The following is a 15,250-nucleotide window of genomic DNA, read 5'->3' on the forward strand; positions in this document are numbered from 1 at the left end:
GGGGTGATATGTATGACGGCTTTATCAATGCGGTCAGGGAGGCATTGCCCCACGCCGACATCGTTATTGACCGCTTTCATGTTGCCAAACACTACAATAAGGGGGTGGATGACCTGCGTAAAGCAACGTTAAAAACCCTCAGGCAAGACTTGCCAAAGGAAACCTACGACACCTTCAAGGGGTCAATGTGGGCGTTTCGTCGTCATTTTTGGGACCTTACAGAAGAGCAGAGGGAGCGTCTGGTGCTGTTGTTTGCCTATGCGCCCGATCTCAGGCAAGCATGGCTATTAAGACATGAACTTTTTCTCATCTATCAGGCACATTATACGCCCGAAGAGGCAGCCGTTGATTTTGATCTATGGATTCAAAAAGTACGTGCCAGCAGACTGACCTGTTTTGATGCGTTTATCCAACAATTAAACGCCTCCCGTTCCGGTATTCTGGCTTATTTTAACGGTCGCTATACCAGTGATTTTGTTGAAGGGCTGAACAATAGACTCAAAGTCATCAAGCGACGCTGCTTTGGGCTGCTTGATGCAGGAAAGCTATTCCAGCGCATCCAGGTTGATTTGCAGGAGAGAACAGGATGTCTCTCCCTATGGCAAAACACTACATCTTGTGGGTGACCACGGAAGATCCCAAAGAGCCTAATTTTTTAGCCCTGAATTCAAGCAAAAAAGTGCAGCACCTGCGGTATTCAGGGCTTCTGAATATTCACCCAGGAACACCTGTGCCGGTGTTCGATAGCCGAGGCGCTTTCTAGGCCGGTCATTTAACTTGTTGACCACTCGTCGAACCTCGGCATCTGTGGTTTGTTGGAAGTCCGTTCCCTTAGGGAAATACTGTCGTATCAAGCCGTTCGTATTTTCGTTGGTGCCTCGTTGTCCCGAGCAGTAGGCATCACAGAAATAAACTGACGCGCTAACAGCCTTGGCAACTCACTCGTGGCACGCAAACTCCGAACCGTTGTCCAGCGTGATGCTCTTCACCGCCCCGCGACGAGGCTTGAGTAGCCGAATCAAGGCTTTCTCGGTCAGTTCTGCCGTTATCTTTGGCAAACGCGCTGCCATTAAATAGCCACTGCGGCGCTCCACCAACGTAACCAAGCCCGACTGCTTATGCCCCCTTGAGCACCGTGTCGCCCTCCCAATGGACGATAAAGAGCCGGTCATCAACTTCAGCGGGACGGTGCTCGATACCCACACGGTTGGGGATCTTGCCGAGTCCCGTGCTTTTGGCGTGAGCACGGTGCTTACTACGCCGCTTAGGCTGACGAAGGTGCCGCCAGAGATCGCCTCCACGTGTCTTGTCATCCCAAATTAAGGCGTAAATCCACTGGTAACTAACGCCTTTGTCGATCAAAGGCGCCATGAAACCGCTAATCTGCTCAGGGCTCCACTCTTCACGCAATTGCTTGGCTACGATGTTGATCATGCTGGGTAGGCGCTTCGTCCACTTCCAGGCGGTACGTCGCCTGTTGTCGCTACGGTGCTTGGCCAGCTCAGGTTCATAACCGTCAGCGTTCGCGTTACGACGCAGTTCGCGGCTAATCGTACTGTTATGAATGCCAAGGTCTCTGGCCACCTGTCTTTGGCTCATGCCTACCCCAATATAAGCGTGAATCTGGTATCGTTGGGTCAGCTGTCGGTATCCCATGCTCTGCTTCACTTTGGTCGGTAAAGCAGAGAGGGTACCGGCGCTGGCCCTCCTGCTTCTACTGTGTGATCCAAAGTGCTGCGGTTATTCTATGAATCCAGGAAAGACTAATTTTTATGAAAACCGAATATCTTGTAGGTCAAAAATATCTCATCGGAAAACTTTGGGCCATCTTAGTTTTTCAGATGTGGTACAAGAGGTGGATGCAATGAACCATAAAACAAAAGATAATAAAAATAGATTTGTAGTCTATACTGCCCTATTTGGTGATTACGATAATCTAATTGATCCTTCTAAGAATTTTAAATATTGTGATTTTGTTTGCTTTACTGATCAAAAAAATCTTAGATCTAATATTTGGGAAATTCGATTGGTAGAAGAGTGTGATTTGCCGCCGAATATGATGAATCGTCGTTATAAATTTTTCCCATATCTATATTTATCAGAATATGAATACAGTCTATATATTGATTCAAATATCAAAGTTAAGAGAAGCCCATATAATTTTCCTGATAAGTATTTGGTTGATCACTCTGTCGCTATTCCTAAGCATTTTGCTAGGACATGTATATATGAAGAGGCGAAAGTTGTTATTGATTTTGGTAAGGCTCTAGAAAGTGAAGTAGAAATGCAACTGTCTTCTTATGAAGAGAGGGGGTATCCAAAAGATAATGGCTTGCTAGAGAATAACATTATTTTAAGAAGACACAATACAAAAGAGGTTATAGAGCTAATGCAAGCCTGGTGGGAGCAAATTGAATTATTTACTGCAAGAGATCAGCTTTCATTGAAATATGTTTCATGGGTATTAGACGTTGATATTAATTGCAAAATACCTTCCGCAAGAGGGAATTCTTTTTTTACGCTAAAGCCGCATAAACAGCAATCGAATCGATCTACAGCTAATAATTTCAAACTCTTTTTCCATTATAATTTTCCTTTAATATACTCTTTTTTGTCAAAAATTAAAATGTCTATTTTTTAGTTATTCTCTCTAGTGTCTTTTCTAAAGCCCTATTACAGTTGAAGGTTTAAGATGCAATTTATTTTTAAAAAAATAAATATTTTTTTATTGTTTTCTTTTTTGTTGCTTGTTTTTGTAGCTGCATTTCGTGTTTTTGGTTACGATTCGGATTATCATCATTATTTTAATGTATATAATTATGGTGTACATCTGCAGGCAAGTACTAAAGAGTTGTTTTTTGTGTTTGCCAGATTTTTTTTAAATTATAAATTGGATCTTGATTTTTTCTTTCTTCTTTTTGTTTATGCTGTTTTAGGTGTCGGTTTAAAGTTCTTGGCGATCAAGAGGCTTTCTGTTAATGCTTATTATTCTGTTTATATTTATGTCATAACTTTTTTTTTATTGCATGAGTATACTCAGATCCGTGCTGGTGTTGCTTCAGCTATAGTTTTTCTTTCGCTTTTTGATGTTTTGAAAGGAAGGCTGCTGATCTTTTTGATGAAAATTTCAGTAGCGGTCCTTTTTCATTGGAGTGCATTATTAGCATTGCCAATCTATTTCTTTAGAAATCGCAGTCTTTTATTGTTTTTTGTTGTTCTCTTGGCTTCTGTTTTTTTGTCTCCATTTTCTGCCGTATTTGTTAATAGTGTGTTTGATTTCTTAAGTGCATACTCAAGCTCAATATCCTATTACTATAGCAAGCACTCGGGACATACAGAATATTTTTTGGTTTTTAATATTTATTCTCTTTTAGTTTTAAGTGTTTGCTTGCTTTCTTATTTTGCTGTGTTGTTGAAAAAAATACCTTCCTATATTAATAGTGTCACCACTTTATTGATAGCTGTGTGTTTCTATTCGGCTTTTTTATATTTTATTTTCGCTGGTTTACATAAGCCTGTTGTCGCTTTTAGGTCTAGCGAATTTTTCTTTGTCGTTATAGTTTTTCTAATTCCTCATTTATCTAAGCTTTTTGCCAGTTTTGTTTTTATAAGACTATATTTATTTTTTGTTCCGTTGGTTTTTTTCTGGCATCTTGTTTTTCGTGTTAATATTTTACCATCTTTACAATTTTACTAGGTATGCAATAAATGAAATTCTTACTCTTTTATAAAGGGCACTATGGGGCATCACTTCGTGGCCCTGAGATGCGTTACGCAGCCCTTGCCAACGAGCTAGTGGCGTTAGGGCACGAGGCTGTCCTGTGTGGCCGTACGGGTGATAACCAAGGCATACCTAAAAGGGTGGGTTTTGTACCGGTTTCCAACGTATGGCTGCTACTGAAAGCCTTTCTACGTTCTGATGTAATTATGCTTCACGGGGGTGGGCCGCTGGTACTGCTATTGGCGATCTTGTCAGGACTGTTCGGTAAGAGTGTTGTCTTGGACGGTTATGTGCCGCACTGGGTCGAATTGGATGAAGTTATCAACTATGGCGTAGGTTCTTCCACTTTTAAATTGCTGTTTAAGGCATATTTCAATGTGGCGCGCAGTCTGCTTGGCGCGCTTGTGTTCAACCAGATTATCGTCGCTAACAAACGGCAACTAGATATGTTCAGGGGAATGATGGCACCGTTTCTCCTTACGCATGATTTCTCTAGGATTACCGTCATTCCCTTTGGTTGCGATGAGCAAAAGGATTGGTCGCGGAAATCGGGCAAAGTGATGCTGGCGGAGCTGGCCAATAATTCATTTGCCAGCGATGACTTTCTAATCGGGTGGCTGGGGGGCACCTATGGATGGTTTGATTTGGGGGGGGTTCTGACCGAGGTTTCAAAAGCGATCTCTAAAAACAACAAGATAAATATGATTTTCTTTGGTGTAGACGAAAACCGCCAAGCCGAGCTGCTTGCCTTTGTTGATACTGCGGTTAGGCAAAATATAGTGTTCCTGCCTTGGATCGATTTCTCCAGACGCTTAGAGTATTGGGCAGGATTCGACATCTCGTTGGTATGGGGTGGGCAGGGTTATGAAAATGATTATGCTTCTAGAACACGAAACTTCGATTGTCTTACTCTAGGTCTGCCCATTGTACAAAACGATGATGACGAATGGGGTTACAGATTAGAGCAGACTGGTGCTGGATTGGTTGTTAAACATTCTGATCTTGCTGATGTTTTGGTTGAATTAAGTAATTGCGAGAATAAGGTCACTGCAATGAGAGAGTCGATGACGAAGTTGGCGCCCAAATTCTATTGGAGTCGCTTTACTGTAAAATTAATTGAGTCAGCCACAAACTCACCGATGTCACGTGGGCGAAGATTGGTCGGTTTGATTGGATTCTGTATGGTATTGCCAGCTATCTCGGTTTTTTTTATTTTCACTTTGGTTACGACTCTTTTTAAGAGATCATAAGTTAATGGATCGAAAACTATATGTATTAGGTATTCGTGGCATTCCTGCCCAACATGGTGGCTTTGAAACTTTCGCTGAAAAGCTCTCTCTGTATCTCGTTGCACAAGGATGGCAGGTCACTGTTTACTGTCAGGAAGAGGAAAGCGCTGTTGTTTATGAAACTGACTGGCAAGGCGTTAAGCGTATTCACCTTCCTGTCAGTCGGGGGGGGGCTGCCGGTACAATAATCTTTGACTGGAAGGCCGCCCGCCATGCTTTAAATCAGCAAGGGCTTTTCCTCACGCTAGGTTACAACACCGCTTGCTTTAATCTAATGCAGCGATTGAAAGGACAGACCAATGTCATCAACATGGATGGCATTGAATGGCGACGAGACAAGTGGGGGGTTGTAGCCAAAACCTGGTTCTGGTTAAACGAACGGGCGGGTTGTTGGATAGGCAACCATCTGGTTGCTGATCATCCTAAAATCAAGGATCATCTGGAGACACGAGTACGGGCTGAAAAAATCACTATGATCCCCTATGGAGGGGATGAGGTGTTATCTGCAGATTCCTCTTTGCTAGAACCTTATGCATTGTTACCGAACGAATATTCAGTGATCATTGCCCGACCTGAACCTGAAAACTCCTTCCTTGAAATGGTGCGTTCTTTTAGTCGTAAAGTGCGCCATCATAAACTGGTTGTACTCGGGAATTTCACCCCCCAAAACAATGCCTTTCATCGAGCGGTCATGAAAGCAGCTTCGGACGAGGTGATTTTTCCAGGTGCGATTTATGAAGCTCCTGTTGTTCAATCACTGCGTTTTTATGCACGTTTTTATCTGCACGGTCATCGTGTTGGAGGGACCAACCCGTCCCTAGTGGAAGCGTTGGGTGCTGGTTGTGCCGTGATCGCCCACGATAACCACTTTAATCGCTGGGTAGCCGGTGAGGGTGCAGCCTATTTTGGGAACGAAGCGACTTGTGAAGGCTGGTTCGATCAGCTATTGGATGATACATCCAAGCAACTGGCTATGAAGGAGGCTAGTAAAACGCGCTTTTATGAACGATTTACCTGGCCCCAAGTATTGCAGGAATACGAGCAACTCTTGCAGGATTGGTATCCATTAACATTGAAAAAATAGGGGCTCTATGAGAATTCTCTTGAGCGGCGGTGCTGGTTTTATTGGGTCGGCTGTACTACGTCATTTGATTCAACACACTCAGGCTGAAGTGGCCAATGTTGATAAGCTCACTTATGCTGGAAATCTTGAATCAGTGGCCTCAGTTAGTGATTCACCTCGTTATCATTTTTATCAGGTTGATATCTGCGATTCAGCGGCGCTTGACCAGGTGTTTGCTGCATTCAAACCTACCCATGTAATGCATCTGGCCGCAGAAAGCCATGTGGATCGCTCGATTGATGGTCCTGCAGACTTTATCGAAACAAATATTGTCGGTACTTATACTTTATTGGAAGCAGCACGCCGCTTCTGGTCAACGTTAGATGATGAGGGGCGTTCAGCCTTTCGTTTTCATCACATCTCTACCGATGAGGTTTATGGTGATCTGGAAGGAACTGGTGATCTGTTTACCGAAACTACGCCCTATGCGCCCAGCTCGCCTTACTCAGCCTCGAAAGCCAGTTCTGATCACTTGGTTCGTGCTTGGCATCGCACCTATGGTCTGCCTACGCTGATTACCAACTGTTCCAACAACTATGGCCCTTTCCATTTTCCTGAAAAAATGATTCCGCACATGATCCTCAACGCCCTAGGGGGTAAACCTCTCCCGGTGTATGGCGATGGTGCACAAATACGGGATTGGCTGTATGTGGAAGATCATGCCCGTGCGCTGGTGAAGGTTGCTAACGAAGGACAGGTAGGTGAGACCTACAACATCGGTGGTCACAACGAGAAAAAGAATATTGATGTGGTAAGAGCCCTCTGTGCTCTGCTGGAAGAGTTAGCACCCGCTGAAAAGCCCGCTGGTGTGACGCGATATGAAGATTTAATTACCTTCGTGAAAGACCGCCCTGGTCACGATGTGCGTTATGCTATTGATGCCGGTAAAATTCAGCGTGAACTGGGCTGGGTACCACAGGAATCCTTTGAAACTGGCATCCGTAAAACCGTGCAGTGGTATCTGGACAATCCTGCATGGTGGCAAAGGGTATTGAGCGGGGATTACCGTTTGGGGCGCCTGGGTGAAAGTAACGTATCTGCCCAGTAACGACCAAGATTCATGTGATTTCAGTGAAGGTGTTTTATGAAAGGAATTATTTTGGCTGGCGGATCCGGCACGCGCTTGCATCCGATTACTAAGGGTGTATCCAAGCAACTGTTGCCTATCTACGACAAACCGATGGTCTACTATCCACTTTCTGTGTTGATGCTGACAGGCATTCGTGAGGTGCTGATCATTTCTACACCTGAGGATTTACCTAATTTCCGTAAGTTGTTGGGTGACGGTTCTGAATTTGGCATCGAGCTGAGCTACGCGGAACAGCCTTCTCCAGACGGCCTAGCGCAGGCGTTCATTATTGGAGAAGAGTTCATCGGAAACGACTCTGTTTGCCTAGTGCTGGGTGACAATATTTTTCATGGTCAGCATTTCTCCGATCAGTTGAAGCGAGCTGCAGCCATGGAAAGCGGCGCAACTGTCTTCGGCTACTGGGTGACTGATCCAGAACGCTTCGGCGTGGTAGAGTTCGATGAAAAAGGCACTGCGGTTTCCATAGAAGAGAAGCCGAAACAGCCGAAATCTTCCTATGCAGTTACTGGATTGTACTTTTACGATAACGACGTGATCGAAATTGCCAAGGCGGTGGCCCCCTCCGAACGCGGTGAGTTAGAGATTACCAGCGTGAATAATACCTACCTGGAGCGTGGTGACTTGCGCGTGGAGCGCTTAGGTCGTGGCTTTGCCTGGCTGGATACTGGCACCCACGATAGTCTGCTGGAGGCATCGCAGTATGTACAGACCATTGAGCATCGTCAGGGGCTGAAAGTGGCCTGTTTGGAAGAAATTGCTTGGCACCAGGGGTGGCTAACGACTCAGCAGCTTTCCCAACAGGCCAGAGCTTTGAATAAGACAGGCTATGGTCAGTATTTACAACGGCTGTTGGCTACGGAGGTAGCACAGTGAAAATTACTGAAACTGTGTTACCTGGCGTGCTGATTATAGAACCCACCGTGTTCGGCGATCACCGAGGATTCTTCCTTGAAACCTTTCAGACCGAGCGCTATAGCGAGGCAGGTATCGACCTGCCATTTGTACAGGATAACCACTCTCGTTCGCAGCGTGGTGTACTACGCGGCCTGCATCTGCAGCGTAGTCGCCCACAGGGTAAGCTGGTAAGTGTCAGCCGTGGTGCTGTGTATGATGTAGCCGTCGATATCGATCCTGCATCACCGACCTGTGGGCAGTATGTAGGCGTCGAACTCAGCGATGATAATCATTGCCAACTATGGATTCCGCCGGGCTATGCCCATGGGTTTTGTGTGCTAAGTGAGGTGGCGGATTTTCAGTACAAGTGTACTGACTTCTATTATCCTGACGATGAGACAGGGCTTTTATGGAACGATCCTGATGTTTCCGTTCCTTGGCCGATAGTGAGTCCTAAACTATCCGAAAAAGACCAGGAGTTGCCGACGCTGCGCCAATTGCTGGGAGAGGAAGGATAACGATGCATGTACTGGTAACAGGAGCAACGGGGCAGGTTGGTTATGAACTCATGCGTTTGGTGCCCGAAGGCTTTACGGTAGCAGGGTTTGGGTCAGCCGAGCTTGATATTACCGATGCGGCGGTAGTAGAAGAGATTGTTGAGCGTGAGACTCCTGCGCTGATTATCAATGCAGCGGCATACACCGCTGTCGATAAGGCCGAGGCCGAGCCGGAGCTGGCATATGCTGTCAACCAAGATGGAGTAGCGAACCTCGCGGCGGTAGCCGCACGGTGTGGAATTCCTTTGCTGCATATCTCCACTGACTATGTATTTTCTGGTGATACTGAGATTGCTTACCGTGAGGACGATAGTCCAGCCCCCACTGGAGTGTATGGTGCCAGCAAGCTGGCGGGAGAAAAGGTTCTGGCTGAAACTTGGACGAACCATCTCATCATGCGAACCAGCTGGGTGTTTGGCGCTCATGGCAACAATTTCGTTAAAACTATGCTGCGTCTGGGGCAGGAACGTGAGAAGTTGTCTGTCGTGGCCGATCAGCATGGTTGTCCAACTTCAGCCGCCAGTATCGCCCGGGCCTTATGGTCGCTGGTAGAACAATACCGAGATAAAGGAGCCCTGCACTGGGGAGTCTACCACTATGCAGGCTTGCGTCCGTGCACGTGGCATGACTTCGCTAAGAACATCTTTGACATTGCCCATGAATTGGGCTTGTTGAGGCGGTGCCCCATATTGAATGCCATTGGAACTGTTGACTTTCCTACTCCAGCGAAGCGACCCGCTTGGTCGGTTTTAGACTCTAGTCGTCTGAAGCGTATGCATAGCATCGATCCGCCCGATTGGCAACTTGAGCTGCGTGACGTACTCAAAGAGTTATGCTCACTTAGCAATAGCTGACCGATTCAATTTGGCATAGATGTATCTCGCTACATAAATAGTGATAACTCAATTAGAGCAAATAACGGATTTAACCATGTCAGGAAAGACTAAGGGTCTAACAGAGCGGTATCCGGCCCAGTTGATAGTACCGATAGTCGATTTGCTCGCTGTTATAACAGGAAGTTTGCTCTCACACTGGTGGCGGTTCGGTAATTTTAATTTACATGAGCGCTACGTTCTTGCCGTCGCCATTATTTCATTACTCATTCTATTGTTAAATGGCCTGCTGGGTGCTTATGTGCGGTGGCGGGTGACCCGTATCTCGACCTTACTCGCTAGGCTGTTCATTGTTTGGTTGGTTGTGGGGGGGTTGGCCACCTCAATCATTTACTTTGCCAACGCTGCTGAACGGTACTCTAGGCTATGGGTTGGCGTGTCGCTTCTTTTGTCCTTCATCATGGCGGGTGGGGCTAGGGTGTTGGTGCAACTTGTGCTTAGACAAGTGCGCATGAAGGGAAGAGCTCGACGCTCGGTGTTCCTGGTTGGCCCTGCTCATCATCTGATCAATGTTGCTCAAGGAATGCGGGCTTCTCCCGGTGAGGGCTATTCCATCGCTGGGATCGAACGGCTACCTCATATACCCGATGATGCTTGTTTGGAACGTTTATCCCGTCGAGTGGCTGCTTCGGAAACTCGCGAAGTATGGATCTGTGTACCCCTGGAGATGGGCAGTGTTGTACGCTCAATCTTCTTTGCGCTGCGCAACCAAACGGCAGAAGTTCGGTTTATTCCCGAATTCCGCGATATGCATTTGCTTAACCATCGGATGAGCGAAGTGGCGGGGCATTACGCTATTGATCTGAGCGTGACCCCGATGAACGGGATGGCGCAGGTGATCAAGCGCCTTGAAGATATCCTCGTTGGGGGCCTTATAAGCCTTCTGATTTTGCCTGTGTGCCTTGGAATTGCTATTGCGATTAAGGTTACTTCACCAGGGCCGGTGCTGTTCAAGCAATATCGGACGGGGGCCAATGGCCGACAGTTCAAGGTCTATAAATTTCGTTCAATGGAAGTGCATGAGGAAGAGAGCGGCAAAGTCACTCAAGCCAGGCAAGGAGACCCACGAGTTACGAAATTGGGTGCTTTTCTGCGGCGTACTTCGATGGATGAATTGCCACAATTTTACAACGTGCTACAGGGGCGAATGTCCATAGTCGGCCCTCGCCCCCATGCCTTGGCGCATAACGATCACTATAAGGAGTTGGTGGAATCCTATATGCGGCGACATAAGGTCAAACCAGGCATCACCGGCTGGGCTCAGGTTAATGGTTTACGCGGTGAAACGGATACCTTGGAGAAGATGGAGCGTCGGGTCGAATATGATCTTTGGTACATTGATAACTGGTCGCTATGGTTGGACTTGCGCATCATTGCTTTGACGATTTTCAAAGGGTTTGTTAACCCGAATGCCTATTGAGCCGTAAATGACAGGCCTGATTGGGTCAATGTTGATTATTTCGGTGCTAGAATGGCCAGCTTTTGAGCTGGCCATTCGCGTTTCTGGCCCCCTGGTTTTCTGATTGGACGTTCCATGCCTGCCACGACTTTCTCTTCTTGGACAGAGACGTTATCTCCCCTGCGTCTTTATACCAGCCTATCGGTTTTTCTGTTGGGCGCCATTGCCCTGGTTGTGCCTTCGGGCTATTCAGTGGGGGCCGTGCTGCTCTTGCTGGGTAGCATCACATTGCTCATCAAGCGGCCCGCATTGGGCACGACCCGTCGGGACTGGCTGGTGATAGCCGCTATGGTGGCTTATGCCGCCGTGAGTATGCTGGAGGTCTGGTGGGACAATCAGGGGTCAAGTGGACTTGATAAGCCCAGCCGTTTCCTGCTTGCTGTACCGGCGATGCTGTTGGTGATGGCTTATCCGCCCAGGCTTTCGTGGTTATGGGCCGGTCTGGCTGTCGGGGCTGTTGGTGCGGGTGGTTGGGCCGGGTGGCAGAAACTGGTAGAAGGTGAGGTGCGAGCAGGCGGTTACACCCATGTCATTCAGTTCGGTAACCTGAGCATGCTAATGGGTATTCTCTGCTTGGCGGGGTTGGGCTGGGCCTGGGTGCAGCCGCGCCGGGTGCCTTGGCTGGTCCTGCTGTTGGTGGGGGCGATGATGGGTGTTCTGGGTTCGCTGTTCTCTGGCAGTCGCGGTGGCTGGGTCGGCTTCCCGTTCGTGTTGCTAGTGCTCTATCGCGGCTACGGCCGCTATTGGTCAAACTGGGTCAAGTGGAGTGTGCTGGCTGGCTTAGTCGCCGGTGCTGCGCTGATGTATGTCTTGCCACAAACCGGCGTAGAGGCGCGATTTCATGAGGCGTTAAGTGATGTCTCGCGTTATGTCTCGGGTGAAAGCCAGGTGACCTCGGTTGGGGCGCGATTTGAGATGTGGAAGGGCGCCTCGCAGCTGATTCTGGAAAAGCCCTTCATTGGCTGGGGGGATAACGGTTACCAGGCGGGCATGCAAGCATTGGCCGATACAGGCTTGGTTCATCCAATAGTCACTGAGTATGGCCACCCCCATAATGAGTTCCTTAATGCCTGGGCCAAGCGTGGCTTGGTCGGGCTGGTTGTTCTACTAGCGCTTTATCTAATACCTATGAAATTCTTTGCCCGCCAACTTGATAGCCCTGATATGGCGTTGCGCTCGTTATCGGTGGCGGGTGTGCTGTTATCAGTGGCCTACATCGATTTTGGGCTGTCGCAAGCCTTCCTGGTTCATAACAGTGGGGTGATGATGTTTGCGTTTTGGTTAGCGGTACTGTGGGGAAGCTTTGCGGTGCGAGTTAGGGAATATGCTGGCCGCGCCGGAGAGCTTGGATGATGTGTTTGGCGATGATGACGAGGAGTTCAGTTTTGACTTTAACAGTTAACAGGGACGGTATATGTTGAATTTCACTTTTCTTTGCGCTCTTGTAGTCTAGGAACTACACTACATTGATGCTCGATATCAAACAGACCGATACCTACCGAAAATGGGAACGCAAGTTTCGTGATCAGCGCATCAAGGCGCTGATTGCTGCTCGCGTTTTCCGACTGGCCAATGGCCTTCCGGGTGACGTAAAGCCGGTAGGGCAAGGCGTCAGCGAGCTACGCATCTACCATGGCCCTGGGTATCGTGTTTAGCGCTTGGCAGCTGAATGGGAGGGATCATGAACGACAAAATTTATGACTACGATCCGGCAGCGGCTCTAGAGAGCGAGGAAGCCATTGCAGTATTTCTCGCCGATGCGCTGGAAACCGGTGATTCGACTTACATTGCTAAGGCGATGGGGGTAGTTGCACGTGCCAAAGGCATGACGGAACTGGCCCGCGAAACGGGTCTCTCACGTGAACAGCTTTACCGCTCCTTCAGTGAGCAGGGGAACCCGACGCTGAAAACCATGCTGGCGGTAATGCAGGCATTGGGCGTGGACTTAACGGTACGACCGCACCACGAAGAGCCTGTTGCGTAATGCCTTTATTACTTTGACCCTGCCCCGTGCGGCGCTTAATGCCGTTTCCTACCTTGCAGCATAAACGTGGAAGTGCGGATATAGACGCAGAGGTCGCGTCCCATGGGCTGGCTGATAAGTCTGAAATAGTTGCTCTTTTGGGTGAAGACGCCTATATATTTGCTGATGAAGAAGGCGTCGTGCAAATATTGGAGTTGGATACCAGTTTTAACACCACGCTGGCTCCTCTCCATGAGGATTACGAAGATCGCGTCATTCGCTTGATGACCCAAAGTAGCGCCCCTAATGTGGAAGTCTACGTCGCAAGTACGCTAGATGTGGCTATTTCGAAGCTTGGTCGTTTTGGCGATCGTGATCAAGACGATATTCAAACGCTGCTGAAGCTTCCTTATATCGACATTAACGAATTCGAACGATTAGCCCGAGAAGCGATCAGCTACTATGTGGGAGATGAAACTCGCATTTTGGGTAATCTGAAAGTGATGCTAGATGACTATCATCAAAGTGAGAGCTAGCTATGACGTTTTCTGTCACTAATAAACAGCTATACCGCGTGGGTTCTTGCCCTCTTGAAAGCGCTGTTGAGGAAGTGAAGAAGCTTGCCGAGTCCGTCTGGTATAAAGGTTATCAGCCTACGTGGAGAGAGCTCGAAACACTTCGCTCCGCCATGACAGATAAAGAGTTTCAGCGTTCGCTTTGTGTTCTTGAAATGCTGAGCCAGTACCCTGTCTGTCGCCGTGATACTGCGCTGCACCTACAGCAGATGACCCGGCGCTTTCACCAGCAATTGTTAGGGGGTGACGATGCTCCCACATTAGGCCGGTATTCCCCTGCTAAACGATGGGGTCTGACCGATGCCACAACATCGCTTCGCAAAGCATTACTTCCTCTGCAGACACGTACTTACGCTGATTCCACTGGATATCGTCATGGGCTTAGTGCCTAGGACGCGGATATACAGTAAGTCTCAGCAGTCTGTTTAGAAGAGGGTTGCAGGAAGCTGTGGATCAGGTTGCGGCAATTATTCAGGTCAATCCGAACAAAGAGCGTATCGGCAAGGTCATCACCCGATGGCTGAGGCGCCATTTGCAGCGGCTTGGGGCTGAGGTCAACCTGGATCAGCTCAAACAATTAAAATGTCCCCGATAATGTCGGCATTTCCGTGATCCATGGCATCTTATTCTCTAAAATGGGAATCAGTGGTTAAGTTCGTCAATGTAAGTCATTCCTTACACGAAAATCGACAATTGCCTACATAAAACGGATTAGATTTGAAGTAGGATTAATTCGCTTCGCGTACTGTGTGGGCTAATAAATAGGCCGTCGGGAGGCTCATTAATAATGAGCTTCCGCAGGATTGAAAGGCCAACAATCGTTCAAGGGATAAAGATGTTTAAAATGAAAAAAACAGTGGGCCTTGCCATAGGCGCGGTGGTCTTGACTACGCTTTCCGGTACCGCCCAGGCGTTTGATAAAAAAGTGTCGGTTTCCGCTATTGCAGGGACGACGGGCTTTGGGGCCGATGCTTCCTGGCGTTTCCATGAAAACCTGGCCGTTACGGCACGCTACACAGGCGGCCTGGATTTCGACACTGACTTTGATGAAGATGGCGTGAACTACGACGCTGACTTTGAAATGAAAGCTTCTAGCGTCAAAATGGATTATTTCCCGTTCGGTGGTCGGTTCTTCCTTTCGGCTGGCATCATGATGCCGGACATTGAGGCGAACGTGGTGGGCACACCGGACGATGACAGCACGTATGAATTTAACAACCGCACTTATACCGCCGCTGAGATTGGCTCAGTAGTGGGGACTGCGACGGTTTCGGATGGCACTCAGCCTTATGTGGGGCTTGGCTGGCGCAGCTCTCACCAGAGCGGGCTCTCGTTTTTCTCTGAGTTTGGTGTTGTCGCGACCAACGTTGATGTCTCGCTGAGCACAACGAATGGTTTCGAGAACAACGACCCGCGGCTTCAGCAAGATATTCGTGCTGAAGAGCAAAGCCTTAAAGATGATATCGATAAGCTACCTGTGTTCCCCGTGGCTGTGCTGGGCGTTACCTATACGTTTTAAGCCGTATTTGCCCCTATGATCACTGCCTGCTTTGATGTGGTGTAGGAGCCAGACTTGTCGGGCGATCAGGCCATTTAGCAGCAACACTCTATGGTGTCGGGATGGTTGCTGATCGCTCAATAAATTGAGCTCCTGGTATGGATTGACCCGTCAAGGGCTCCGTTGTT

General features: G+C 48.0%; 17 protein-coding genes and 1 pseudogene. 17 read left to right on the forward strand and 1 reads right to left on the reverse strand.

All coding sequences use genetic code 11. From position 1 onward, the window contains the following. Positions 1-626, forward strand: a 626-nt coding sequence (locus tag HVA01_RS16940) for a transposase (protein WP_146876589.1), incomplete at its 5' end; no start/stop codon positions are given. A 21-nt stretch (positions 627-647) separates the two neighbouring features. Here HVA01_RS16940 and HVA01_RS17915 read toward each other — a convergent pair. Further along, positions 648-1,656: pseudogene (locus HVA01_RS17915) on the reverse strand (IS30 family transposase). 208 nt (positions 1,657-1,864) lie between these two features. Between HVA01_RS17915 and HVA01_RS16950 the strand changes: the two are divergent. The 16 genes from HVA01_RS16950 to HVA01_RS17020 all read left to right on the forward strand — a co-directional run bounded on the left by HVA01_RS16950 (position 1,865) and on the right by HVA01_RS17020 (position 15,083). Beyond that, positions 1,865-2,641 carry a glycosyltransferase domain-containing protein gene (locus HVA01_RS16950; protein ID WP_170243542.1) on the forward strand — a complete coding sequence of 259 codons (777 nt, stop codon included), beginning with the start codon at positions 1,865-1,867 and terminating at the stop codon, positions 2,639-2,641. 51 nt (positions 2,642-2,692) lie between these two features. After that, a complete protein-coding gene (locus HVA01_RS16955; RefSeq protein ID WP_146876591.1) occupies positions 2,693-3,697 on the forward strand; it encodes an EpsG family protein in 1,005 nt (334 codons plus the stop codon). Between the two features lie 11 nt (positions 3,698-3,708). Continuing rightward, complete coding sequence (locus HVA01_RS16960) at positions 3,709-4,971, forward strand: glycosyltransferase family protein (protein ID WP_218031577.1); 1,263 nt, start codon at positions 3,709-3,711, stop codon at positions 4,969-4,971. A 4-nt stretch (positions 4,972-4,975) separates the two neighbouring features. Continuing rightward, positions 4,976-6,094 carry a DUF1972 domain-containing protein gene (locus HVA01_RS16965; RefSeq protein ID WP_146876592.1) on the forward strand — a complete coding sequence of 373 codons (1,119 nt, stop codon included), beginning with the start codon at positions 4,976-4,978 and terminating at the stop codon, positions 6,092-6,094. Between the two features lie 7 nt (positions 6,095-6,101). After that, the gene (gene rfbB, locus HVA01_RS16970) at positions 6,102-7,181 is read left to right on the forward strand and encodes a dTDP-glucose 4,6-dehydratase (protein WP_146876593.1); all 1,080 of its coding nucleotides are present in this window, start codon (positions 6,102-6,104) and stop codon (positions 7,179-7,181) included. Between the two features lie 36 nt (positions 7,182-7,217). Continuing rightward, positions 7,218-8,096: a glucose-1-phosphate thymidylyltransferase RfbA gene (gene rfbA / locus HVA01_RS16975; RefSeq protein ID WP_146876594.1), complete on the forward strand. Its 879-nt coding sequence runs from the start codon at positions 7,218-7,220 to the stop codon at positions 8,094-8,096. Further along, the gene (gene rfbC, locus HVA01_RS16980; RefSeq protein ID WP_146876595.1) at positions 8,093-8,635 is read left to right on the forward strand and encodes a dTDP-4-dehydrorhamnose 3,5-epimerase; all 543 of its coding nucleotides are present in this window, start codon (positions 8,093-8,095) and stop codon (positions 8,633-8,635) included. Before rfbA ends, rfbC begins: the two co-directional genes overlap by 4 nt. Before the next feature lie 2 nt (positions 8,636-8,637). Continuing rightward, complete coding sequence (rfbD, locus tag HVA01_RS16985; protein WP_146876596.1) at positions 8,638-9,528, forward strand: dTDP-4-dehydrorhamnose reductase; 891 nt, start codon at positions 8,638-8,640, stop codon at positions 9,526-9,528. 76 nt (positions 9,529-9,604) lie between these two features. Further along, positions 9,605-10,987: an undecaprenyl-phosphate glucose phosphotransferase gene (locus HVA01_RS16990; RefSeq protein ID WP_146876597.1), complete on the forward strand. Its 1,383-nt coding sequence runs from the start codon at positions 9,605-9,607 to the stop codon at positions 10,985-10,987. 114 nt (positions 10,988-11,101) lie between these two features. Then, positions 11,102-12,379, forward strand: coding sequence for an O-antigen ligase family protein (locus HVA01_RS16995; RefSeq protein ID WP_146876598.1), 1,278 nt, complete (start codon positions 11,102-11,104; stop codon positions 12,377-12,379). Between the two features lie 116 nt (positions 12,380-12,495). Then, positions 12,496-12,681, forward strand: a complete 186-nt coding sequence (locus tag HVA01_RS17000) for a type II toxin-antitoxin system RelE/ParE family toxin (RefSeq protein WP_218031578.1) — start codon at positions 12,496-12,498, stop codon at positions 12,679-12,681. A 26-nt stretch (positions 12,682-12,707) separates the two neighbouring features. Then, positions 12,708-13,010, forward strand: a complete 303-nt coding sequence (locus tag HVA01_RS17005; RefSeq protein WP_146876599.1) for an addiction module antidote protein — start codon at positions 12,708-12,710, stop codon at positions 13,008-13,010. 38 nt (positions 13,011-13,048) lie between these two features. Further along, positions 13,049-13,525 carry a DUF6036 family nucleotidyltransferase gene (locus HVA01_RS17010; RefSeq protein ID WP_218031579.1) on the forward strand — a complete coding sequence of 159 codons (477 nt, stop codon included), beginning with the start codon at positions 13,049-13,051 and terminating at the stop codon, positions 13,523-13,525. Positions 13,526-13,527: 2 nt separating this feature from the next. Further along, complete coding sequence (locus tag HVA01_RS17015) at positions 13,528-13,956, forward strand: hypothetical protein (RefSeq protein ID WP_146876601.1); 429 nt, start codon at positions 13,528-13,530, stop codon at positions 13,954-13,956. Positions 13,957-14,012: 56 nt separating this feature from the next. Beyond that, positions 14,013-14,159 carry a hypothetical protein gene (locus HVA01_RS17440; protein ID WP_170243543.1) on the forward strand — a complete coding sequence of 49 codons (147 nt, stop codon included), beginning with the start codon at positions 14,013-14,015 and terminating at the stop codon, positions 14,157-14,159. 192 nt (positions 14,160-14,351) lie between these two features. After that, positions 14,352-15,083 (forward strand): hypothetical protein, encoded by a 732-nt coding sequence (locus HVA01_RS17020; protein ID WP_246129701.1) that lies wholly within the window; start codon positions 14,352-14,354, stop codon positions 15,081-15,083. The last annotated feature ends 167 nt before the right edge of the window (positions 15,084-15,250 follow it).

It is taken from the genome of Halovibrio variabilis (assembly GCF_007991175.1).
GTDB classification, from domain to species: Bacteria; Pseudomonadota; Gammaproteobacteria; order Pseudomonadales; family Halomonadaceae; genus Vreelandella; species Vreelandella variabilis.